Below are 21,776 nucleotides of genomic sequence, written 5' to 3'. Positions count from 1 at the left end.
CCCCGAGCGGGTGTCGCCTAGACCGACGCCCTGCCGTGGACGGGTGCACTGACCTCGAAGCGCAGGCCGCGACCGCGGATCGTGGTGATGAGCGTCGGTCGTCGGGTGTCGTCACCGAGCTTGCGGCGCACCCAGCCCAGGTGCACGTCGATGGTCTTGGAGGAGCTCCAGAAGCTCGTGTGCCACACGTCGCGCATGAGCTCGTCCCGCGTGACGATCTCCCCGGCCCGCGAGATCAGGGCGTGCACGAGGTCGAACTCCTTGCGCGACAGGACGACCTCGTCGGCACCTCTCCAGACGCGCCGGGTCGACGGGTCGAGCCGCACGTCCTGGACCTCCCACACGAGCCCAACGTAGGGAAACCGGCCCGCGCGCCGGGCTCCCTTGCCCGAATTGACCCCCACCGGACTAGCCCGCATTCGCTCCGGGGGCACACGCCCGAAAGCCGGCCTGCGGCGCTCAGTGCCGTCGTACGGCGACGGGCTCGACGAGGCCGAACCCCCGCACGGGACGCGCGGGCAGCCGCCTCGTCTCGAACTGGTCGACCGGCAGCAGCGCCGCGGTGGCCGCGTCGATGATGATCCGGTTGCGGCGCGCGACGGCGGTGAGCCGGGCGGCCATGTTGACCGGCGGGCCGAAGACGTCGCCCAGGCGCATGATCACCGAGCCGCTCGCCAGACCGACGCGCACGTCGGGCATCCGGGAGTCGCGGCCGACGACGTTGATGATCCCCTCGGCGGTGTCGTAGGCGGCGATCGGGTCGTCGTTGACGAAGAGCACCGAGTCACCCAGGCTCTTGATCACGCGCCCGCGCTGCGTGGCGATCACGTCGGCGCAGCGCGACTCGAAGAGCTCGACGAGGTCGCCGACCTTCTCGCGGGAGATCTCGTTGGACAGTGCGGTGAAGCTGACGATGTCGGCGAAGCCCACGCTGACCTTGGTCGTGTGCAGGTCCTCGGGGCCGGCGCTCATCGCCTGCATCCGCACCACGGCAGCGGCCAGGTGGCGGCGCCAGGCATAGATGAGCAGCGACTCGAAGGGCTCGCTGAGGTCCTCGATCAGCCGCAGGGCGGAGCCCTCCCGGGACCCGGTGGCGTCGTCGCCGGACTCGAGCTCCTCGACCCGGTGGACCAGGGCGCCGACCTCCCAGTCGGCCAGCCGGGCCATGGTCTGACCGACGCCGCGGGTGAGGTTGACCGCGAGGTCGAGGTCGAAGAGGCCGGCGTCGACCGCCCCGACCAGGGTGGCCACGGCGCCCACGTCGGCCTGGGTGAAGGCCTTCTCCCCGCCGTGCTCGGGGAAGCCCAGCGCGCGCCACAGCCGCCGCGCCTCGTCCAGCGTGATGCCGGACTGCTCCGCCACGTCGGCGGCGCTGTAGAGCGGGTCCTGGCGCAGGATCGCCCGCTCGAGGGAGTCGTCCTCAGCTTCAGTCATGCCAGCTCCGACCGGTGTCCGACGCGGGGGCCGACCCGGCTGTCAGTGTCCTTCTTCGCGGTTGGAGGCGCCGCCGTGCAGCTCGTGCAGCAGCTCGTTGAGCCGGCGCTGGCTCTCCTCGACACGCGGGATGTCCGGGAGCAGCACCTGGCCGTGGGTGCTGGCGTCGCTGATGACCAGCGTGCCGCACCCCAGCATCCGGTCGATGATGCCGAGCTCGTAGGCGACGTCGCTGATCCGCGAGAGCGGGATGTCGTGACCGCGCCGCGTCAGGATGCCGTGGCGGGTGATCAGACGGCGGTTGGTGAACGTGTAGGACGCGAACCACCAGTCGAGCGTCGGCCACACGGCGAACCACAGGATCCCGACCAGCATCAGGCCCCACACGACCAGCTGCGCGGTGGAGTTGTCGACGTAGACCTGGAACGCGACGCCTCCGGCGAGGAAGACGACGAGCGCCAGGAGGGGCACGAGGAGCGCCTTGGGGTGCGTGCGGGTGCTGACGACGATGTGCTCGCCGGCGTTCAACAGCTTCTGCGAGAGGGCCACGCACGGATCATGTCACTGATCGAGGGCTCTCACGTGGACGACGTCACCAGCGGCCACGGGCGTGGGGCCGTCCGGACCGTCGACGACCAGCCGGCCGCCGGGGTCGACGCCGGTGGCGCGCCCGGTCAGCACGGAGCCGTCGGGAAGGTCGACCCGCACGTCCTGACCCACGGTGACGCAGGCATCGGCGTAGGACTCGGCCAGGCGGAGCCCGGTGTGGTCGCCGCCGGCCTGCCACGCGTCGTAGGCCTCGCGCAGGGTGCTCAGCACCGAGAGCAGCACCTCGGTGCGGTCTGGTCCAGCGTCACCCGCCTCGATGGCCAACGAGGTGGCCGTCGGCACCGGCAGCTCGTCGGCACGCATCCCGACGTTGAGACCCACCCCCACGACGGCCGCCGGACCGTCGCTGGTCTCGATCCGCTCGATCAGGATGCCGGCGACCTTCTTGTCGCCGATGAGCACGTCGTTGGGCCACTTCACCCCGGCGTCGAAGCCCTGGGCCTTCAGTGCCTTGTCCACGGCGTAGCCGGTCAGGAGCGGGAGCCACGGCCACGAGCGGGTGGGGACGACGGGACGCAGGACCATCGAGAAGGTCAGGGCGGCGCCGGGCGGGGTCTCCCAGGTGCGGTCGAGACGCCCACGGCCCGCGGTCTGGTGCTCGGCCACGACGACGTGGCCGTCAGCGGCGCCCTCCTGGGCCCGCTGGACGGCCAGCGCGTTGGTCGACGTGGCCGTCTCGACCACCTCGATCGTGACGTCGGGGATCTCGTCCGACCCGATGCCGGCGAGGCGGGACTTGTCGAGGGGTGGGCGCAGAGCCGGGTCCGAGGTCACGCGCACTACCCTGTCGCAGCAGACGCCAAGAGGCCAGCACCAGACGGCTGACACCAGGAGAGATTCGCGTGAGCGCACAGCCCGGAGAAGGCACCGAGGTCCCCACGGACCTCGACATCCACACGACGGCCGGCAAGCTGGCCGACCTCGAGCGACGGCTCGACGAGGCGGTCCACGCCGGCTCGGCGAAGGCCGTCGAGAAGCAGCACGCCAAGGGCCGGTGGACGGCCCGCGAGCGCATCGAGCACCTCTTCGACGAGGGCTCCTTCGTCGAGCTCGACGAGCTCGCGCGGCACCGCTCGGTCGCCTTCGGGCTGGAGAAGAACCGTCCTTACGGCGACGGCGTCATCACCGGCTACGGCACGATCGACGGCCGGCAGGTCTGCGTCTTCTCGCAGGACTTCACGGTCTTCGGCGGCTCGCTCGGCGAGGTCTACGGCGAGAAGATCACCAAGGTCATGGACCTGGCGATCAAGACCGGCTGCCCGATCATCGGCATCAACGAGGGCGCCGGCGCGCGCATCCAGGAGGGCGTCGTCTCCCTGGGTCTCTACGGCGAGATCTTCCGCCGCAACGTGCACGCCTCGGGCGTCATCCCCCAGATCAGCCTGATCATGGGCAACTGCGCGGGTGGCCACGTCTACTCCCCCGCGGTCACCGACTTCACGATCATGGTCGACAAGACCTCCGCCATGTTCATCACCGGGCCCGACGTCATCAAGACCGTCACCGGCGAGGACGTCTCGATGGAGGACCTCGGCGGCGCCCGCACCCACAACACCAAGTCGGGCAACGCCCACTACATGGGGGCCGACGAGGAGGACGCGCTGGAGTACACCAAGGCGCTGCTGTCCTACCTGCCCCAGAACAACCTCGACGAGCCGCCGATCTACGACGACGCCGCCGACATGGAGGTCACCGACCTCGACCGCTCGCTGGACGTGCTCATCCCCGACTCGCCCAACCAGCCCTACGACATGCACGACGTGATCACCGCGGTCCTCGACGACGAGGAGTTCCTCGAGGTCATGCCGCTCTTCGCGCCCAACCTGATCATCGGCTACGGCCGGGTCGAGGGGCGCTCGGTCGGGATCGTCGCCAACCAGCCGATGCAGTTCGCCGGCACGCTCGACATCGACGCCTCCGAGAAGGCCGCCCGCTTCGTGCGCACCTGCGACGCCTTCAACATCCCGGTCCTCACGTTCGTCGACGTGCCCGGCTTCCTGCCCGGCACCGACCAGGAGTGGAACGGCATCATCCGCCGCGGCGCCAAGCTGATCTACGCCTACTCCGAGGCGACGGTCCCGCTGGTCACCGTCATCACCCGCAAGGCCTACGGCGGCGCCTACGACGTCATGGGCTCCAAGCACCTCGGCGCCGACATCAACGTCGCCTGGCCGACCGCCCAGATCGCCGTCATGGGCGCCCAGGGCGCGGCCAACATCGTGCACCGCAAGGAGCTCGCCCAGGTCGAGAAGGACGGGGGGGACGTCGAGGCGCGTCGCGCCGAGCTGATCGACGAGTACGAGACCACGCTCGCCAACCCCTACATCGCGGCCGAGCGCGGCTACATCGACGCGGTCATCACCCCCCACGAGACCCGCATCGAGATCGTCCGGGCCCTGCGCCTGCTCCGCTCCAAGCGGGTCACGCTGCCGGCCAAGAAGCACGGGAACATCCCGCTCTGATGGCCGAGCACGACGACACCGACGCCGCTGCCGCTGCCGAGGTCACGCCGGAGACGCGACCGCTGCTGCGCGTCATCGGCAGCGACGCCACCCCGGAGGAGGTCGCGGCGCTGGTCGCGGTCTTCGCGGCCCTCGGCTCCGGCGACGCGCCGCCTGCTCGTCGTACGCCGGAGTGGCAGTCGCCGCACCGCAAGGTCCGCCGGACGCTGCCCCACGGACCGGGTGGCTGGCGGGCGAGCGGGCTGCCGGGCTGAGTCGGGCGCCGAGCACCGCCGCTTCATCAAGGTATGCAGACGAAACGCCACTTCCCACGGCGTAGACCCCGTGGGAGGTGGCGTTTCGCCATGGGAAGTGCGCCGTGCCGCAGGCCGGCGAGTCCTCACGAGGACGTGACGACCGACGCGCGACTCCGGCTCAGCTCGCCAGGCGCAGCATCGTGCGAACTCGTCCGATCGTGAGTCGCGGGCGCTGGTAGTCGTCCCAGACGATCCGGACCATCCGGAAGCCAGTGACCTCACGCAGCAGGTCCTCGCGCTGCTTCTCGGCGAACACCACGTCACCAGGCTCCTGGCCGGGCCGCAGCAGCCGGCCGTACTTCACCTTCCCGTCGAACTCCCCCAGCAGCTCGTGCTCCGGCCAGCCCCAGTCACACGTGCCGAGGAGCTGCCCGCCGGCGTCGCGCACCTCGAACTGGGTCTGGGGACGCGGGATCCCGCCGGTCCAGAAGAGGTGGAGCCCTCGCGACTCTCCGGCCGACTGCGCACCACCGTCCGCCAGCCGCACCGGGACGTGCATCGAGCGGAGGAACGGCCACCGCTCCATCTGCTCGAATTGCGCCTCCAGACTCGCGCGGGTCCCGAGCCCGAGATGCAGCAGCGAGTTGAGCGGGATCAGCTTGGCCGCGCCCTGGGCGCGTGACCCCGCCTCCAACACGCAGCGCTCCGCGGACAGCACGCGCTGGCCGTCCACCGCGCGCAGGTCGTGGTCCACGCAGAAGCCCTCGTGGTGGACCACATCGCCCTCGATCCGCCCGGCGCCACCGTCGAGCCGCGTGACGTGCACCCGGGAGAGGTCGATGTCCCACACCGCGATCCCGTGCGCGATGGCGCCCGACACGTGGCTCAACGCCACCGTGGGGCCGAGGGAGTGCAGCACCGCCCGACTCCTCACGGCATGACGGCCGATGTCGTCAAGCTCGACCCAGGTGTCGCCGAAGACGTAGTAGCCACGCCGCATGCGGTGCCACTGCCCGTCCCGGACCTGGCGGGCGATGGACTTGTGGTCGTGTCCCACGTCGTGGGCGTGGGCGGTGGTGAAGAAGCCGTCGAGGTCCTCGACGATGCGCAGCGGATCCATGACAGGACCGTCGGCGCAGCCACCCCCACCTCGCCCCGGTCGCCGTGCACAGTTGTGGAGGAGCGCGTCGTACGTCGTCCTGTGGACATCTCCAGGACCCTGCATCCGAGGACGGCACCGCCAGGCTCGACACTTCCCATGGCGACACGCCACCCACCACGGGGTGCACGCCATGGGGAGTGGCGCTTCGTCGACATACCTTGATGAAGCGGCAGCCCGACCGCCCCGCCCCACCCACCATCGGTGTGAAACGCTGCGGCTCATGACTGCACTGAGGCTCGGCCCGCTGCTGCGCCACGTCGACGAGACGAGCGCGAGCGTGTGGGTGGAGACCGCGTCGGCGAGCACCGTGACGGTGACGGCGGGCGAGCACTCGGGCAGCGCACGGACCTTCTGCGTGCACGACCACCACTACGCGCTGGTGTGCGTCGACGGGCTGGAGCCGGGCAGCAAGACGCCCTACACGGTGAGCATCGACGGTGAGCAGGTCTGGCCTCCGGCCGACTCTCCCTACCCGCCCTCGGTGATCCCGACCCTCGACCACGCCAAGCCCCTGCGCATGGCCTTCGGGTCGTGCCGCACCTCCGTGGGCCACGACAAGGCCGGCAACGACACCCACGGCGTCGATGCCCTGCGCGCCTACGCGCTGCGCATGGCCGGGGTGACCGACACCGCGCACCGCGACGACCCCGATCCGGGCGACGAGGTGCGCTGGCCGGACCTGGTGCTCTTCCTCGGCGACCAGGTCTACGCCGACGAGACCACCCAGGAGATGAAGGAGTTCATCGAGTCGCGCCGTGACATCGAGCAGGCGCCGTGGACCGAGCTCCAGGACTACGAGGAGTACGCCCACCTCTACTGCCTCGCCTGGACCGACCCGGCCAACCGCTGGCTGCTCTCGACGGTGCCGACGGCGATGATCTTCGACGACCACGACGTCCGCGACGACTGGAACACCTCGCGCGCCTGGAAGGACGAGATGGAGGCCACCGACTGGTGGCACGGCCGCATCGTCGCGGGCCTGGGGTCCTACTGGGTGCACCAGCACCTGGGCAACCTCTCGGCCGACGAGCGCGCCGAGGACGAGATCTGGCAGCGCATCGTCGGCCACGACGGCCCCGAGGAGTACGACGCCAGCGCACTGATCGACGCGTTCGCCGATCGCGCCGACCAGGAGCCGTCGTCCTACCGCTGGAGCTTCGCGCGCGACTTCGGCACCCAGGCGCGGCTGGTGGTCGTCGACTCCCGCGCCGCGCGGGTGCTCGAGCCGGAGCACCGCAGCCTTCTCGACGACGAGGAGCTCGCCTGGCTCGACGGGCAGCTCTGCGGCGGCTTCGACCACCTGCTGATCGGCACGTCGCTGCCCTTCCTGCTCGCGCCGGGGCTGCACTACGTGGAGGCCTTCAGCGAGGCCCTCGCGGGCGGCGCCTGGGGCCGACGCCTGGCCAAGCGGGGCGAGACGATCCGTCAGGCCGCGGACCTCGAGCACTGGGCCGCCTTCCAGGAGGCCTTCCAGACGGTCACCGCGATGGTGCTGGAGGTGGCCCGCGGCGAGCGCGGCGACGCCCCGGAGACGGTCACCTTCCTCTCCGGCGACGTCCACCACAGCTATGTCTCCGAGGCCCGCCCCACGCGACGCGCCAACCGCGGGCAGGCCCCCACGCGCAGCCGGATCATCCAGGCGGTGTGCTCCCCCATCCGCAACCCGCTGTCGCGCAAGTGGCGCTTCGCCACCGCGTTCCTGTCCTACGGCGTCGCCGGGCCGCTCGGCCACGTCGTGGCGCGCTCGGCGAAGGTCCCCCGCGCGCCGATGACGTGGAGGCTCCTCAAGGGCCCGTGGTTCGATAACAACCTGGCGACCCTCGAGGTCACCGACCGTGGCCTGCGCATGTGGTGGGCCAAGGGTCAGGTCGACGGCGACGACCACGAGCACCCGCGGCTCGTGACCGTCGCCGACCTCACCGTCGACTGATCAGTCCGACGAGCGCACCCGACCGGGCGCGAAGAGCGCCGCGACCACGGCCACCGCGACCGCACCGGCCCCGGTCAGCAGCGCCGCGCCGATCGCCCCGTCATAGCCGGTCGGCGTGATCTGGCCGCCGTTGCCGAGGAAGACCGCGGTGAGCACCGCGATGCCCAGCGCCACGCCGAACTCACGGATCGTGGAGTTGGCCGAGCTGGCGATCGCGAAGTCGTCCTCGGGCAGTCCCTCGAGCACCGCGGTGGCGCTGGGCGCGAAGGTCAGCCCCATACCGACACCGGCCATCGCCAGCGGCAGCACGAAGGAGGAGTACGCCGCGCCGCTCTCGGTCAGCGAGGCGAACCACACCAGCGACGCCGCCTGGAGGACCAGGCCGGTCAGCAGCAGGGAGCGCAGGCCGAGCCGCCCGGCCAGCGCACCGGCGATCGGCGCCACGACCATCGGCGCCGCCGTCCAGGGCAGCGTGCGCAGGCCGGCCTCGAGCGGGCTGTAGCCCTGCACGACCTGGAGGTACTGCGAGAGCAGGAAGACCGTGCCGAACATCCCGAGCGTGAAGAACAGCCCGATCGCGTTGGCGACCGAGAAGCCCCGGGAGGAGAAGAGCCGCAGCGGCAGCACGGCGTGGGCGCGGCCTCGCGCCCACCCGACGTACGACGGGAGCAGCAGCGCCGCGAGCACCAGCGGGCCGAGGACCCCGAGGGAGCCCCACCCGTCGTCGTTGCCGTGCACGATGCCCCAGATGCCGAGGGAGACCGCGCCACCGAGGAGCACGGTGCCCACCAGGTCGAGGGGCTGCCACACGCCGCGGGACTCACGCACGGCCAGCAGGAGCAGCGGGCCCGCGACCAGCGCGACGGGCACGTTGAGCCAGAAGATCGCCTGCCAGCTGACCCCCTCTACGACCGCACCACCGACGACCGGGCCGAGCGCGACGCCCAGGCCGGAGACGCCGCCCCACACGCCGATCGCGACCGCCCTGCGGGCCGGCGGCACGGCGGCGGCGAGCAGGGTCAGGGAGAGGGGCATGATCGCGGCGGCCCCGAGGCCCTGCACGGCCCGCGCCGCGATGAGCGCCTCCGAGGTCGTCGACAGCGCAGAGGCGATCGAGGCGAGCGTGAAGAGGGCGAGCCCGGCCAGCATCATCCGGCGGCGTCCGAGCCGGTCCCCCAGCGTGGCGGCGGGCAGCATGAAGGTGGCGAAGGTGAGCGTGTAGGCGTTCATGAACCAGGAGAGCTGGCTGACCGAGGAGCCCAGGTCGGCCTGGACGACCGGCAGGGCACTGGTCATGACGAGGTTGTCGAGCGTGGCCATGAACATCGGCAGGGACGCGGCGAGGATCGCCAGCCAGACCGGCACCCGGCGCCGCGTGGGGGCGCCGAGGGCGGGGTCGTCCGAGACGGCGACGGGTGGGGCGAGTGCGGTCATCGTGTGCTCCTGGAACAAGAAGGCATTGAATGATTACTTAGGTCCTGAGGCTAAGTAATCAAGTGATAACCTGTCAAGCATGAATGCCGCCCCGATCCCCCGGATGAGCGCCGAGGACCGGCGCGAGCTCGTCCTGCACGCCGCCACCCGCGCCTTCGCCCGCGGCGGCTTCCACGGCACCAGCACCGACGCGGTCGCCAAGGAGGCCGGGGTCTCGCAGCCCTACGTCGTGCGGATCTTCGGCACCAAGCTCGAGCTCTTCCTCGCGGTCTTCGCCCGCGCCTCCGACCAGATCCGCACCGCCTTCGAGGACGTCCTCGCCCAGGACCTCGCCCCCGACGAGGACGTCTGGGAGCACCTCGGCCTCGCCTACGGCGCCCTGCTCACCGACCGCGACTTCCTCCAGGTCCTCATGCACGGCTTCTCCGCCGGCGGGGAGCCCGAGATCGGCGCCCAGGCCCGCGCCGGGATGGGCGCGATCTACCAGACGCTCATGACCACCGGCTGCGAGCCCGACCGGGCCAAGGACTTCATCGCCCAGGGCATGCTGCTCAACGTGATGATGTCGATGCACGCCCCCGAGCACGCCGTCGAGGGCGACGACATCTTCGGGCTCACGACCTGTGCCTTCGGCGAGATGCTCCCCGCGCTCGCGGCCGACTGAGCCCTCCGCAGACCCCCCGCAAACCCCTCGCCGACGACACGGCGCCGTGGCTAGGGTCGGGGCGTGACGACCGAGCGCACCATCGACATCGCCAGCGAGGCCTACCTCGTCCGCTCCTGCTCCCTCGACCCGGTCCTCGCGACCTACCTCGGGGTGGCCGGTCACGAGGGGGAGCTGCCCGACTACTCCCCCGACGGCTTCGAGCAGCGCGAGCAGGTCACTCGCGAGGCCTACGCCACCGTCGCCGCTGCCACGCCCGTCGACGAGCGCGAGACGGTGGCGCGCGACGCGTTCCTCGAGCGGCTCGGCCTCGAGATCGAGATCATGGACGCGGGCACGCTGCGGTGCCAGGTCAGCGTCATCGACAGCCCGTTGCACGAGCTGCGCCAGGTCTTCGACCTGATGTCGACCGACGACGAGGAGGCCTGGACCCACGTCGACAGCAGGCTGGCGGCGATCCCCGAGCGCCTGCGCGGCTTTCGCGCCACGCTCCAGGAGGAGGCGGAGCGGGGCAACGTCGTCGCGACCCGGCAGTACGTCGAGGTGGCCCAGCAGGTGCGCGGGTGGACCGGGCAGGAGGGGGCCGGGGGCGACTTCTTCGCCGGGCTCGCGGCCCGCGGACCCGAGTCGCTGCAGCGATCCCTCACCGACCACGCCACGGCCGCCACCGCCGCCTACGCCGACCTCGGCCGCTTCCTCGAGCAGGACCTCGCCCCGCGCGGCCGCGCGAAGGAGGCGGTCGGTCGCGAGCGCTACGCCCTGGAGTCACGGCGCTTCCTGGGTGCCGCGGTCGACCTCGAGCAGACCTACGCCTGGGGCTGGGAGGAGCTCAAGCGGCTCTCCGACGACATGGCGGCCACCGCGGAGCGGATCCTGCCGGGCGCCTCGCTGAGCGAGGCGATCGCCCACCTCGACGCCGATCCGGCCCGCCGGGTCGAGGGCCGCGAGGCGTTCCGCGACTGGATGCAGGACCTCGCGGACCGCACGCTGGCCGACCTGGACGGCACGCACTTCGACATCCCCGAGCAGATCCGCACCATCGAGTGCTGCCTGGCTCCCACCAACGACGGCGGCATCTACTACACCGGGCCCTCGGAGGACTTCGTGCGCCCGGGACGGATGTGGTGGTCGGTGCCCGACGGCATCACGTCGTTCTCCCCCTGGCGCGAGGTCACGACGGTCTTCCACGAGGGCGTGCCCGGCCACCACCTGCAGGTCGGGCAGACCGCCGTGCGTCAGGACCTGCTCAACCGCTGGCAGCGCCTCATGTGCTGGGTGAGCGGTCACGGTGAGGGCTGGGCGCTCTACGCCGAGCGACTGATGGACGACCTCGGCTATCTCGCCGACCCGGCGGACCGGCTCGGGATGCTCGACGGCCAGTCGTTCCGCGCGGCTCGGGTCATCATCGACATCGGCATGCACCTCGAGCTCACCATCCCGCCCGACAACCCGTTCGGCTTCCACCCCGGCGAGACCTGGACGCCGGCCCTCGGGCGTGAGTTCATGGGTCAGCACTGCTCGATGGAGCCTGCGGTCATCGACTTCGAGGTCAAGCGCTACCTCGGGTGGCCGGGGCAGGCCCCCTCCTACAAGGTCGGCGAGCGCATCTGGCTGGAGGCGCGCGACGAGGCCCGCACACGCCAGGGCGGGGCGTTCGACCTCAAGGCCTTCCACCGGGCAGCCCTCGACCTCGGCTCGCTGGGGCTCGACCCGCTCAAGGCGGCCCTCGCCCGGATCTGACGCGGGGTCTGACCTGTCTAGGCTGGCGCCCATGACCACGCTCGTGCTCGCCTCCGCCTCCCCCGCCCGGCTCTCGACCTTGCGCAGTGCCGGGATCGACCCGTTGGTGATCGTCTCGGGCGTCGACGAGTCCCAGCTCGAGGGGCTGCCCCCGGCCGAGCTCGCACTCCAGCTGGCTGAGCTCAAGTGCGCCGCCGTCGCGGCACGAGACGACCTTCCTGCGGATGCCCTGGTGCTGGGCTGCGACTCCGTGCTCGAGCTCGACGGTGCCGCGCTGGGCAAGCCGTCGGACGCTGCCGACGCGCGTCGACGTTGGCAGGCGATGCGGGGGCGCTCCGGGGTGCTGCACACCGGGCACAGCCTGCGGGCCGTCGCCTCCGGGCGCGTCGCCGCGGCCACGGCGTCGACCACCGTGCACTTCGCCGACGTCACGGACGAGGAGATCGAGGCCTACGTCGCCACGGGTGAGCCGCTGCACGTGGCGGGCGCGTTCACCGTCGACGGTCTGGGCGGCGCCTTCGTGACGGGCCTCGAGGGCGACTTCCACAACGTGGTCGGCGTGAGCCTGCCCCTCGTGAGATCGCTCGTCGCCGAGCTGGGCGGGTCGTGGACCGGGCTCTGGCGAACCGGTCCTGCTTGAGCAGATCTTGAGGAATGATGGAGGAACCGCCCGGTCGCCCTTGAGGGTCGCCCCGCAGACTTGGGGCACCAGGGTCTGAGAACCAGAGGGGTTTCCACGTGAACGGCAACACGAACGGCCGCGACTCGGCACTGCCGTCGCAGGCCACCGAGGCGCTCCCCGTCGTCGGTGACGACTACGTGCGCACTCCCGACCCCTCCCTCGCCGCCTACGAGAGCAGCTTCCTCGACGCGGTCGACGAGCTGCCGACCTACCGCCCCAGCGTGGGCTGCATCATCCCGGCCTACAACGAGGGCGAGACCATCGCCGGCGTCCTCGACTCGCTGCTGCAGCAGACCCGCCTGCCCGACACGATCCACGTCATCGTCAACAACACCAGCGACGAGTCCGTCGAGATCGCCAGCCACTACGCCGGTCCCCACACCCGCATGACGGCCTCGGGCGAGCAGAGCACGATCATCTACGTCCACGACATCGGCAAGAACCCCGACAAGAAGGTCGGCGCCCTCAACTACGGCTACTCGCTGGTCGAGCACATGGACTTCCTGCTCGGCGTCGACGGCGACACCACCCCCGAGCCCGACGCGATCCAGCACCTCGTCGACGAGATCGCCAGCGACGACCGCATCGGCGGCATCTCGGCCATCTACTCCATCGACGACAGCGCCCTGGACGGCCCGATGGCCAAGTTCCTCATCGCCGGCCAGCGCGCCCAGTTCTCCGCCTTCAACATGCAGAACCTGCTCAAGGGCCGCAACATGGCGGTCCTCGGCGGCCAGTTCTCCATCTTCTCCACCCAGGCGCTGCGCGACGTCATGCGTGACAGCCACCAGCGCACGCCGTGGGTCAAGGACTCCGAGGTCGAGGACTCACTGCTCTCGCTGCAGATCAAGAGCGCCGGCTACCTCACCAAGATCAGTGCCTTCGCCCGCGCCCACGTGGGCGGCATGACCACGCTGCGCTCGCTGGACGCCCAGCAGGTGAAGTGGAACTTCGGCGCCATCGACCTGATGTGGCCCGGTCAGCGCGGTGACACCAAGGGGCAGCCGCTCCACCCCAACCTGCGCCTGCGCTGGTTCGAGCACATGTCGATGGTCGTCAACATCATCACGCGCCTGATGTTCGCCCTGCTGCTGGCCGGCTCGTTGTCGATCAGCGCCTTCGTCTTCAGCCCCCTGTGGCTGATCCCGCCGGCCTCCGCGGTGCTGCTCAACTGGCGCGTGGCCCGCTCGATGGAGTTCGCCAACAAGCGCGACTACCTCTTCGCGATGCTGCTGGCCCCGGCCGAGGTCTACATGTGGATCCGCATGGGTCACTTCGTGCGCGCGTGGTTGAAGTTCTTCAGCAAGCAGCAGACCGACAACTGGGCCGCGCAGGCCAAGGCCGAGCGAGGCAAGGGGACCGCCTGGCTCTACCCGTTCCTCGTGCTGCTCGTCCTCTTCGTCGCGGCCGGGTTCGCCTGGGTCCAGCTCCCCATCCAGCTGCAGTCCGACATCCTCGCCGTGGGGTGGCCCATCCTGGGTGTCATCACCGTGCTGCAGACTGCGTGGATGCTCATCAAGGGAAGCAAGCGATACCGAGGGTTCAAGGCATGACCACCACACTGCGACGCGGCCCGCGGGCCGCGCTCCTCACCGCGCTCCTCGCGGTCGCCCTCTCGGGTTGCTCGATGCTCAGCGGGGACAACACGGATCCCGCTGCCGAGCCCAGCACCTCGACGTCGCCGACGGCGACCGAGACGCCCTACGACTCGCAGTTCACCCGCGACGGCACCTTCCAGTCCCACATCGACATCAACGGCGTCGACTTCGTCTACACGCTCTACCCGACCAAGTCGACCCCGCGCACCAACGAGTGGTACCCCAAGGGCAACAAGTTCTTCTCGTTCACCTTCCAGGCCTACGACCTGGACCGCGGACTGCGCGACCCCTACAAGACCAAGCGCAAGGTCTACCTCGAGCGGATCCAGGTCACCTCGGTCACCAAGACCACCAAGGGGCGCGGCACGACAACGCCCTACCGGCTCGACGCCGAGGCACGCAGGATCACCTTCGACCCCGAGCCCCTCACGACCAAGTACGGCATGATCATCACCTCGCCCAAGGGCGCCTTCGAGCTCCGCAACCAGAAGATCCGGCCCGTGCCCCTCGACACCCGCGGCATCGACCTGATGTTCACCGCGACCGTGTGGGTCCAGGAGTCGGCCGGCAGTGACCGCTTCACCAAGCGCGAGATCAAGCAGACCGTGCCGATCGCCATCTTCGAGTCGACCAAGCCGACCAAGGTCGCCCGGATCCCCGTCAACGCCAACTGACGAGCAAGCCCGGGTTCAGACCTCGGCGAGCCGGTAGCCGACGCCGCGGACGGTCTCGATGAACCTCGGCGTGGCGCCGTCATCGCCCAGCTTGCGCCGCAGGCTGGCGATGTTGGTCTCGACGGCACGCTTGTCGGCCTCGTTGACGAAGTACGACGTGACGTACTGCTGGCCGCGCATCGTCAGCACCAGGTCGGCCTTGCTGCGCACGCGACGACCGGTGCCCAGCAGTGATGCGAGCAGGTCGAACTCGGCGCGCGTCAGGTCCACCGAGCCGCCACCGACGCTGACGACACGGGTCTCGGCGTTGAGGGCCAGGTCGTTGAAGCGCAGCCAGCCACCCTCGCCCGGGGCGACCGCACCCCCCTGCGCCACCGCAGGGAGCACCGGCTGCGCCGGGGGCTGGCTGACCGCCTGCTGGGGCGCGAGAGCCGCAGGCTGGTAGGCAGGGGCGGGGGGCTGGTGGACAGGGGCCTCGTGGACCGGGGCCGGCGGCTGGGGTGCCTGCGGCACGACCGGGGCCGGCTGCTGCGGGGCGACCTGGGGTGCGGGCTGCTGGACCGGCTGGGGCGCCTGGACGGGCTGGAGGAACGGCGCTGGTGAGAGACCGGCCTTCAGCTCGCGTGCAGCCTTGGCGGCCCACGACTCCTCGGGAGGCTGGACCGGAGCGGCGGGCTCGGGCGCCGGCGGCGCCGCAGCATGACTCGGTCCGGCCGGGGCGTCCTGCCGGGCGCGGGGTCGGCGCAGCATCGAGTCGGCGCGGGCGCGCAGCTCGCGTGGGCGGAAGGGCTTGACGAGGTAGTCGTCGGCGCCGGCCTCGAAGCCCTGCACGACGTCGATCTCGTCGCCGAGGGAGGTGATGAAGATCAGGTAGGTGCTGCTGAAGTCACGCAACCGCTTGGCCACGGCGAAGCCGTCCATGCCCGGCATGTTGACGTCCAGCGTGGTGATCAGCGGGTTGTGGGTGCGCACGGCCTCGACGCCGGCGACACCGTTCTCGGCCACGACGGTGTGGAAGCCCGACTGGGTCAGCACGATCTCGATGAGGTCGCGGACATCAGGATCGTCCTCGATGATGACCGCGGTCCACTCATTCCCCACCATGGACTCACCCTAACGAACGAGGCCCTCCCCCGTGGCTTCGGCATGGGTCCGGGCGTCACCAACCGGACGCGGCCGCCAGCTCCAGCGTGCGCTCGGGCCAGAACTCACCGGCGGCCGGACCGCCCTGGCACTCGCCGTCGCTCTCACCGGGCGGCTTCACCCACAGGAAGGCGTCGAGCCCCGAGCCGTCGTCCACGACCTCCGGGTCCCGGCCGAAGGCCCGACCCGGCGGGTTGCACCACTCGTCGATCGAGCCGCGGCCGTTGCGGCCGCTGTCGATGACGTAGTGCGCCCCGCCCAGCAGACCGCTGAGCTCGTCGGCGAAGGCCCGCTCGTCCTCGTCGGTCTGGTAGTTGGAGACGTTGACCGCGAAGCCGCGCACCGACTCCACGCCCACCTCGCGCATGAGGTCCGCGAGGGCGACCGGGTCGATCCAGTGGGAGTGTCCCCCGTCGACGTACGTCGTGACGCCGGCGGACCGCAGCCGGTCGACGGCGTCGCGGATCAGGCGCACCCGCTGGTCTCGCCGGTCGCACTCGAGCGCGGAGGCGAGGGCGTCGGGCTCGACGACCGCGACCGCGCCGACTGCCGCCGTCGCGATCTCCTGCACCCACGGGCCGTACTGCGGTGCGGGGAGTCCCCCGGCCGAGAAGCCACCGGTGCAGTCGCGGTCCGGGATGCCGTAGACGACGAAGGTGGGCACCTGACCGGCGGCGGCCGCCTCGGCCACGACCGAGCCCACCTTGGCGGCGACCTGGCCGGGTGGGTACTCCTCGGGCGTCAGCCAGATGCCGGCCGGGGTCTCGGCGAGCCGGGTGTAGATGCGGGCGGACTCGGTGTCGCCGGTCTGCTCCGCCTGCGCCAGGGCCCGGGCCGCGCGTGAGTCGGGGTCGGCGAAGGGGGCGCCGTCGGCGAACGGGTTGCCCTCGGCCGGCGCCAGGGTCGGGCTCGCGTCCCCAGGCGCCTGCGTGTCGCCGCCGCCACACCCGGCGAGCAGCGTCGTCAGGGCAAGGGTGACGAGGAGCAGCAGGCGGGGGATCGGCAGCACGTGCCCATCATGCCGTCGGGGTGGTGCCCCCACGTCACTCGACCGGCAGGCCGAGGCCCCGGGCGATGAGCATGCGCTGGACCTCGGAGGTCCCCTCGCCGATCTCGAGCACCTTGGCGTCGCGGTAGAAGCGGGCGACGGGGTACTCCTCCATGAAGCCGTAGCCGCCGAAGACCTGCGTGGCGATGCGCGTCGCGGTGACGGCCGACTCGGTGCTGTAGAGCTTGGCCACCGAGGCGGCCTGCTTGAAGTCCTTCATCGGCGCGCCGGAGTCCTTGAGCCAGGCCGCGCGGTAGGTCAGCAGCCGGCTCGCGTGGAGCATCGTCTCGAGGTCGGCGATCTGGAAGGCCACGCCCTGCTTGCGTCCGATCGGACCACCGAAGGTCTGGCGCTCCCCCGCGTAGGCCAGCGCTATGTCGAGGCAGGCCTGGATGCAGCCGACCGAGAGCGCCGAGATCGCGACCCGGCCGTCGTCGAGCGTCGCGAGGAACTGCGCGTAGCCACGACCCTCGGCACCGAGCAGGTGGTCGGCCGGCACCCGGGCGTCCTCGAAGGAGAGCGGGTGGGTGTCGGAGGCGTGCCAACCGAGCTTGTCGTAGGCCTTCTCGGCGGTGAAGCCGGGCGTGCCGGCGGGCAGCATGATCACCGAGATCGCGGGCTTGCCGTCCTCGCGGGTGCCGGTCCGAGCGGTGACGTTGACCAGGCTGGTGATCTCGGAGCCGGAGTTGGTGATGAACTGCTTGGAGCCGTTGACGACCCACTCGCCGTCGTGCAGCTCGGCCTTGGTGCGGGTGGCACCGGCGTCGGAGCCGGCGCCGGGCTCGGTGAGGCCGAACCCCGCCAGCTTCTCCCCGGCCACGAGCTCGGGGAGCCAGCGCTGCTTCTGCTCGTCGGTGCCGTAGGTGAGGATCGGGTTGATCCCGAGCCCGACGCCGGCCTGGAGCGTGATCCCCATCGATTGGTCGACGCGGCCGATCTCCTCGATGGCCACGCACAGGCTGGTGAAGTCGCCGTCCTCACCGGCCCCGCCGAACTCCTCCGGCGCGGTCAGCCCGAAGAGACCGAGCTTGCCCATCTGCTGCACGACGTCCACCGGGAAGTGGTGGTCGCGGTCCCACTGCGCGGCGTAGGGCGCGATCTCGGCCTCCGCGAACTCGCGGACGCTGCGGCGGAACTCCTCGTGCTCTCGGCTCAGGTCGAAGCTCATGGGCCCATGCTAGCCGCGCGGTTAGCGTTTGTTAACCAGGTCAGTCGCAGTTGTCGCAGAGCCCGGTCGCGGGCACGGCCATGAAGCAGCGCGGGCACACGGTGATCGGCCGGTCCGAGGCGGCGATCCTCGGCTTCACGGCGGGCTTGGGAGGGGCTGTGGCCCGCGGGGTCCGCGGGGCGGCGCTCGTGCCCGCGGGTCGCGGAGCACGGGCTCGTCTGCTGATCGGCTCGGGGACCGCGGCCGGCTCGCCGCCGCCGGCCGGAGCGGAGCCGGCCCAGCGGTAGCACTCGAGCCGGGCTGCGGACGCGTGCATCTCGCGCTTGACCGGCTCGAGGATCGGCAGCTGGTCGGCGACGCGCAGCACGTCGTCGTAGGCCTCCCCCACCCACCCGGTGCGGGGGTCGACCACCAGCGCGGTCAGCGGCGGCTCACCGTTGCGCCGGCACAGGTGGGCGACCGGGGGCAGCACCTTGCCGAGCCAGGCCGTCTCGGGCCGGCTGGTGCGGATGCCGCTGGCCTCCTGGACCCGCTCGGCGAGGTCGGTGGTCGTGATGACGCCGTGGTAGTCGAACGCGACGGTGCCCAGCACGTCGTAGGTCTCCTTGACCCAGGCCTCGAGGGCGATCGCCTCGGAGGTCGGGGTGCCGGACGGTTCGCGCCAGAAGCCCTGTCGTGATGCCACCCGATGACTATAGGCACCGGGCGCCGCGTCCACGGTTGGAGCCTCACGCCGATCTGCCGTCCGGTGGCGATACCCTGCGCGACGGAGATCGACTCACCCACACAGGAGCGTCACGTGTCCCACACTTCGGCTGAGATCAAGCCGCTGCAGAAGGTCCTCATCGCCAACCGAGGCGAGATCGCGGTCCGTGTCATCCGGGCCTGCAAGGACGCCGGCATCGGCAGCGTCGCGGTCTACGCCGACCCCGACCGCGACGCCCTCTTCGTGCGCCTCGCCGACGAGGCGCACTCGCTGGGCGGCGCCACCCCGGCAGAGTCCTACCTCGACATCGCCAAGATCATCGCCGTCGCGCAGAAGACCGGTGCCGACTCGGTGCACCCCGGTTACGGCTTCCTCGCCGAGAACGCCGACTTCGCCCAGGCCGTCATCGACGCCGGGCTCGTCTGGATCGGCCCCCCGCCCCACGCCATCGAGGCGCTCGGCGACAAGGCCAAGGCCAAGCACATCGCCGACCGTGCCGACGCCCCGCTGGCTCCCGGCACCAAGGACCCGGTGGCCGACGCCGACGAGGTCGTCGAGTTCGCCAAGGCCAACGGGCTGCCCGTCGCGATCAAGGCCGTCTTCGGCGGCGGCGGTCGCGGCCTCAAGGTCGCCCGCACGCTGGAGGAGATCCCGGACGCCTACGAGTCCGCCGTCCGTGAGGCCATCAGCGCCTTCGGGCGCGGCGAGTGCCTGGTCGAGAAGTTCCTCGACAAGCCGCGTCACGTCGAGACCCAGTGCCTCGCCGACCAGCACGGCAACGTCGTGGTCGTCTCCACCCGCGACTGCTCGCTCCAGCGCCGCAACCAGAAGCTCGTCGAGGAGGCCCCCGCGCCGTTCCTGACCGACGAGCAGGTCACCGAGCTCTACGAGTCCTCCAAGCGGATCCTGCGTGAGGCCGGCTACTACGGCGCCGGCACGTGCGAGTTCCTCGTCGCCCAGGACGGCACGATCTCCTTCCTCGAGGTCAACACCCGCCTCCAGGTGGAGCACTGCGTCTCCGAGGAGGTCACGGGCATCGACCTGGTGCGCGAGATGTTCCGCATCGCCGCGGGCGAGGAGCTGGGCTACGACGACCCCGAGATCCGTGGCCACTCCATCGAGTTCCGCATCAACGCCGAGGACGGCGGCCGCAACTTCATGCCCGCCCCCGGCACCCTGTCGGCGTGGAGCCCGCCGCAGGGCCCCGGCGTGCGCGTCGACGGCGGCTACGAGAACGGCGAGACGATCCCCGGGGCGTTCGACTCCCTGATCGCCAAGCTGATCATCACCGGCCGCGACCGCACGCAGGCGCTCGAGCGCTCGCGTCGCGCCCTCGACGAGTTCGTCGTCGACGGCATGCCCACGGTGATCCCCTTCCACCGCGCGGTCGTCTCCGACCCGGCCTACGTCGGCGCCTCGACGCCGTCCGGCGAGGGCGAGTTCACCGTCTACACGCAGTGGATCGAGACCGACTTCGACAACCAGATCACGCCCTACGGCGGTGACTCGGCCGAGGCCGACGAGCCCGTCGAGACCCAGAAGGTCGTCGTCGAGGTGGGTGGCAAGCGCCTCGAGGTCGTCATCCCGGCAGGGCTCGGTGGCCTCTCCGCCGGCGGCGGCAGCGCCAAGAAGCCCAAGAGCGCCGCGCGCAAGAAGGCCGGGGCGGCCGCCAGCGGCGACTCGGTCACGAGCCCGATGCAGGGCACGATCGTCAAGATCGCCGTGGAGGAGGGCCAGGAGGTCGCCGAGGGCGACGTCATCGTCGTCCTCGAGGCGATGAAGATGGAGCAGCCCCTCAAGGCGCACAAGACCGGCACCGTCACGGGGCTGCAGGCCGAGGTCGGCGCCACCGTGACCAACGGTGCCGTCATCTGTGAGCTCAAGGACTGACGCCACCACACCGCCGGAGCCGGCCCACGGCTCCGGCCAGGCGGTCCTCGCCGGGGTGGTGACGGCGGTCGTCGGCTTCACGTCGTCGTTCGCCGTCGTCCTCACCGGCCTGACCGCGGTCGGCGCGTCCCCCGTCGAGGCCGCGTCCGGCCTGTTCGTCCTGAGCCTGACCATGGGCCTGGGGTGCGTGCTGTTCTCGCTGCGCACCCGCACCCCCGTGACCCTGGCCTGGTCCACCCCGGGCGCCGCCCTGCTCGCAGGAGCGGTCGCACCCGACGGTGGCTACGCCACCGCGGTGGGCGCCTTCGTGGTGGCCGGCCTGCTCTACGTCCTCACCGGCCTCTTCTCGCCGCTGGCCCGGCTGGTCCGGGCCATTCCCCTGGCGCTGGCCAACGCCATGCTCGCCGGGGTCCTGCTCGTGCTGTGCGTCGCCCCCTTCCGTGCCCTGGTGGACGAGCCCGCCGCCGTCGGACCGGTGCTGCTCGCCTGGCTGGTCCTGATGCGGGTGGCGCGGCGGTGGGCGGTCCCGGGAGCCTTCGCCACCGCCGTGGTCGTGATCGTCGTGACGGGATCGCTGTCGGCCGTCGAGGCGGCCGACGTCGTCCCGCACCTCACCTGGACCACGCCGGGCTTCGACGCCGCCACCGTGCTCGCGATCGGCGTCCCGCTCTACCTCGTCACGATGACCAGCCAGAACATCCCGGGCGCCGCCGTGCTCGCCTCGTTCGGCTACGACGCCCCGCTGCGGCCGGCGCTCTTCTACAGCGGCGCGGCCACGGCCGCCACGGCCGGGCTCGGCGGCTACTCGATCAACCTCGCGGCGATCTCGGCGGCGCTGGCGGCCGGGCCGACCGCCCACCCCGACCCCGACCGCCGGTGGGTGGCCGGGGTCAGCACCGGGGCGACGTACCTCGCCCTCGGCCCCCTCGCCGCCGCCGTCGCCGCGGTGGCCGTGGCCGCACCGGCCGGGCTGGTGGCCGCCGTCGCGGGGGTCGCGCTGCTCGGCACCTTCGGCTCCGCGGCCGCCTCGGCGCTCGGCGACGAGGATCACCGCGAGGCTGCCGCCCTCACCTTCGTGGTCGCCGCCTCCGGCGTCGCCGTGGCGGGGGTCGGTGCGGCCTTCTGGTCCCTGCTCGCGGGCGGTGCCTACCTGCTCGTCATGCACCGGCGCCGACCGTCCCCGTAGCCTCGGGTCC

20 protein-coding genes are annotated in these 21,776 nt (G+C 71.3%); 10 read left to right on the top strand and 10 right to left on the bottom strand.

Annotated elements, in window-relative coordinates:
* Positions 1 to 17: 17 nt before the first annotated feature.
* From AAG827_RS00765 to AAG827_RS00750, 4 genes are all read right to left on the bottom strand, one after another.
* A complete protein-coding gene (locus AAG827_RS00765; RefSeq protein WP_341923855.1) occupies positions 18 to 344 on the bottom strand; it encodes a winged helix-turn-helix domain-containing protein in 327 nt (108 codons plus the stop codon).
* Between the two features lie 115 nt (positions 345 to 459).
* On the bottom strand, positions 460 to 1,434 hold the full coding sequence (locus AAG827_RS00760) for an adenylate/guanylate cyclase domain-containing protein (protein WP_341923854.1): 975 nt from the start codon (positions 1,432 to 1,434) through the stop codon (positions 460 to 462).
* Positions 1,435 to 1,476: 42 nt separating this feature from the next.
* Positions 1,477 to 1,983 (bottom strand): PH domain-containing protein, encoded by a 507-nt coding sequence (locus tag AAG827_RS00755; RefSeq protein ID WP_341923853.1) that lies wholly within the window; start codon positions 1,981 to 1,983, stop codon positions 1,477 to 1,479.
* A 12-nt stretch (positions 1,984 to 1,995) separates the two neighbouring features.
* Positions 1,996 to 2,817, bottom strand: coding sequence for a biotin--[acetyl-CoA-carboxylase] ligase (locus tag AAG827_RS00750; protein ID WP_341923852.1), 822 nt, complete (start codon positions 2,815 to 2,817; stop codon positions 1,996 to 1,998).
* 68 nt (positions 2,818 to 2,885) lie between these two features.
* On the opposite strand from AAG827_RS00750, the gene AAG827_RS00745 reads away from it, so the two are divergent.
* The gene (locus AAG827_RS00745) at positions 2,886 to 4,505 is read left to right on the top strand and encodes an acyl-CoA carboxylase subunit beta (RefSeq protein WP_341923851.1); all 1,620 of its coding nucleotides are present in this window, start codon (positions 2,886 to 2,888) and stop codon (positions 4,503 to 4,505) included.
* On the top strand, positions 4,505 to 4,759 hold the full coding sequence (locus tag AAG827_RS00740; RefSeq protein WP_341923850.1) for an acyl-CoA carboxylase epsilon subunit: 255 nt from the start codon (positions 4,505 to 4,507) through the stop codon (positions 4,757 to 4,759). Before AAG827_RS00745 ends, AAG827_RS00740 begins: the two co-directional genes overlap by 1 nt.
* Before the next feature lie 160 nt (positions 4,760 to 4,919).
* Here AAG827_RS00740 and AAG827_RS00735 read toward each other — a convergent pair whose 3' ends face one another.
* Complete coding sequence (locus tag AAG827_RS00735) at positions 4,920 to 5,861, bottom strand: type IV toxin-antitoxin system AbiEi family antitoxin domain-containing protein (RefSeq protein ID WP_341923849.1); 942 nt, start codon at positions 5,859 to 5,861, stop codon at positions 4,920 to 4,922.
* A gap of 262 nt (positions 5,862 to 6,123) precedes the next feature.
* Here AAG827_RS00735 and AAG827_RS00730 point away from each other — a divergent pair, with 262 nt between their 5' ends.
* Positions 6,124 to 7,833 (top strand): alkaline phosphatase D family protein, encoded by a 1,710-nt coding sequence (locus tag AAG827_RS00730; RefSeq protein ID WP_341923848.1) that lies wholly within the window; start codon positions 6,124 to 6,126, stop codon positions 7,831 to 7,833.
* Here the strand turns inward: AAG827_RS00730 and AAG827_RS00725 are convergent, their stop codons facing one another.
* Positions 7,834 to 9,267, bottom strand: a complete 1,434-nt coding sequence (locus AAG827_RS00725; RefSeq protein ID WP_341923847.1) for an MFS transporter — start codon at positions 9,265 to 9,267, stop codon at positions 7,834 to 7,836. It abuts the gene before it with no gap.
* A 79-nt stretch (positions 9,268 to 9,346) separates the two neighbouring features.
* Here AAG827_RS00725 and AAG827_RS00720 point away from each other — a divergent pair, with 79 nt between their 5' ends.
* The 5 genes from AAG827_RS00720 (at position 9,347) to AAG827_RS00700 (ending at position 14,625) form a co-directional block, all read left to right on the top strand.
* Entirely contained in the window at positions 9,347 to 9,931 is a 585-nt protein-coding gene (locus AAG827_RS00720) for a TetR/AcrR family transcriptional regulator (protein WP_341923845.1), read from the top strand.
* A 63-nt stretch (positions 9,932 to 9,994) separates the two neighbouring features.
* Positions 9,995 to 11,671: a DUF885 domain-containing protein gene (locus AAG827_RS00715; protein ID WP_341923844.1), complete on the top strand. Its 1,677-nt coding sequence runs from the start codon at positions 9,995 to 9,997 to the stop codon at positions 11,669 to 11,671.
* Between the two features lie 31 nt (positions 11,672 to 11,702).
* The gene (locus AAG827_RS00710) at positions 11,703 to 12,311 is read left to right on the top strand and encodes a Maf family protein (RefSeq protein ID WP_341923843.1); all 609 of its coding nucleotides are present in this window, start codon (positions 11,703 to 11,705) and stop codon (positions 12,309 to 12,311) included.
* A gap of 98 nt (positions 12,312 to 12,409) precedes the next feature.
* A complete protein-coding gene (locus AAG827_RS00705) occupies positions 12,410 to 13,906 on the top strand; it encodes a glycosyltransferase family 2 protein (protein WP_341923842.1) in 1,497 nt (498 codons plus the stop codon).
* Positions 13,903 to 14,625, top strand: coding sequence for a hypothetical protein (locus AAG827_RS00700; protein WP_341923841.1), 723 nt, complete (start codon positions 13,903 to 13,905; stop codon positions 14,623 to 14,625). Before AAG827_RS00705 ends, AAG827_RS00700 begins: the two co-directional genes overlap by 4 nt.
* A 15-nt stretch (positions 14,626 to 14,640) precedes the next feature.
* Here the strand turns inward: AAG827_RS00700 and AAG827_RS00695 are convergent, their stop codons facing one another.
* Genes AAG827_RS00695 through AAG827_RS00680 form a run of 4 tightly spaced genes read right to left on the bottom strand, consistent with a single transcriptional unit; the run spans position 14,641 to position 18,669 of the window.
* Positions 14,641 to 15,729 carry a response regulator transcription factor gene (locus AAG827_RS00695; protein ID WP_341923840.1) on the bottom strand — a complete coding sequence of 363 codons (1,089 nt, stop codon included), beginning with the start codon at positions 15,727 to 15,729 and terminating at the stop codon, positions 14,641 to 14,643.
* Between the two features lie 55 nt (positions 15,730 to 15,784).
* Positions 15,785 to 16,777: a glycoside hydrolase family 6 protein gene (locus tag AAG827_RS00690; protein WP_341923839.1), complete on the bottom strand. Its 993-nt coding sequence runs from the start codon at positions 16,775 to 16,777 to the stop codon at positions 15,785 to 15,787.
* 34 nt (positions 16,778 to 16,811) lie between these two features.
* Positions 16,812 to 17,984 (bottom strand): acyl-CoA dehydrogenase family protein, encoded by a 1,173-nt coding sequence (locus tag AAG827_RS00685; RefSeq protein WP_341923838.1) that lies wholly within the window; start codon positions 17,982 to 17,984, stop codon positions 16,812 to 16,814.
* Between the two features lie 40 nt (positions 17,985 to 18,024).
* Entirely contained in the window at positions 18,025 to 18,669 is a 645-nt protein-coding gene (locus AAG827_RS00680; RefSeq protein ID WP_341923837.1) for a hypothetical protein, read from the bottom strand.
* A 114-nt stretch (positions 18,670 to 18,783) separates the two neighbouring features.
* On the opposite strand from AAG827_RS00680, the gene AAG827_RS00675 reads away from it, so the two are divergent.
* Positions 18,784 to 20,580: a biotin carboxylase N-terminal domain-containing protein gene (locus AAG827_RS00675; protein WP_341923836.1), complete on the top strand. Its 1,797-nt coding sequence runs from the start codon at positions 18,784 to 18,786 to the stop codon at positions 20,578 to 20,580.
* Positions 20,564 to 21,766 (top strand): benzoate/H(+) symporter BenE family transporter, encoded by a 1,203-nt coding sequence (locus AAG827_RS00670; protein ID WP_341923835.1) that lies wholly within the window; start codon positions 20,564 to 20,566, stop codon positions 21,764 to 21,766. Before AAG827_RS00675 ends, AAG827_RS00670 begins: the two co-directional genes overlap by 17 nt.
* Positions 21,767 to 21,776: the final 10 nt, after the last annotated feature.

The organism is Nocardioides psychrotolerans (assembly GCF_943371775.1).
Lineage (GTDB): Bacteria > Actinomycetota > Actinomycetes > Propionibacteriales > Nocardioidaceae > Nocardioides > Nocardioides psychrotolerans_A.
Note: the sequence above shows the minus strand (reverse complement) of the source record. Positions and strands in the feature narration are given on the sequence as shown.

Excerpts from the sequence above, each read along its gene's own strand:
- AAG827_RS00760 (WP_341923854.1), bottom strand. The coding sequence starts at position 1,434 with ATGACTGAAGCTGAGGACGACTCCCTCGAGCGGGCGATCCTGCGCCAG.
- AAG827_RS00740 (WP_341923850.1), top strand. The coding sequence starts at position 4,505 with ATGGCCGAGCACGACGACACCGACGCCGCTGCCGCTGCCGAGGTCACG.
- AAG827_RS00735 (WP_341923849.1), bottom strand. The coding sequence starts at position 5,861 with ATGGATCCGCTGCGCATCGTCGAGGACCTCGACGGCTTCTTCACCACC.
- AAG827_RS00730 (WP_341923848.1), top strand. The coding sequence starts at position 6,124 with ATGACTGCACTGAGGCTCGGCCCGCTGCTGCGCCACGTCGACGAGACG.
- AAG827_RS00725 (WP_341923847.1), bottom strand. The coding sequence starts at position 9,267 with ATGACCGCACTCGCCCCACCCGTCGCCGTCTCGGACGACCCCGCCCTC.
- AAG827_RS00720 (WP_341923845.1), top strand. The coding sequence starts at position 9,347 with ATGAATGCCGCCCCGATCCCCCGGATGAGCGCCGAGGACCGGCGCGAG.
- AAG827_RS00710 (WP_341923843.1), top strand. The coding sequence starts at position 11,703 with ATGACCACGCTCGTGCTCGCCTCCGCCTCCCCCGCCCGGCTCTCGACC.
- AAG827_RS00700 (WP_341923841.1), top strand. The coding sequence starts at position 13,903 with ATGACCACCACACTGCGACGCGGCCCGCGGGCCGCGCTCCTCACCGCG.
- AAG827_RS00695 (WP_341923840.1), bottom strand. The coding sequence starts at position 15,729 with ATGGTGGGGAATGAGTGGACCGCGGTCATCATCGAGGACGATCCTGAT.
- AAG827_RS00685 (WP_341923838.1), bottom strand. The coding sequence starts at position 17,984 with ATGAGCTTCGACCTGAGCCGAGAGCACGAGGAGTTCCGCCGCAGCGTC.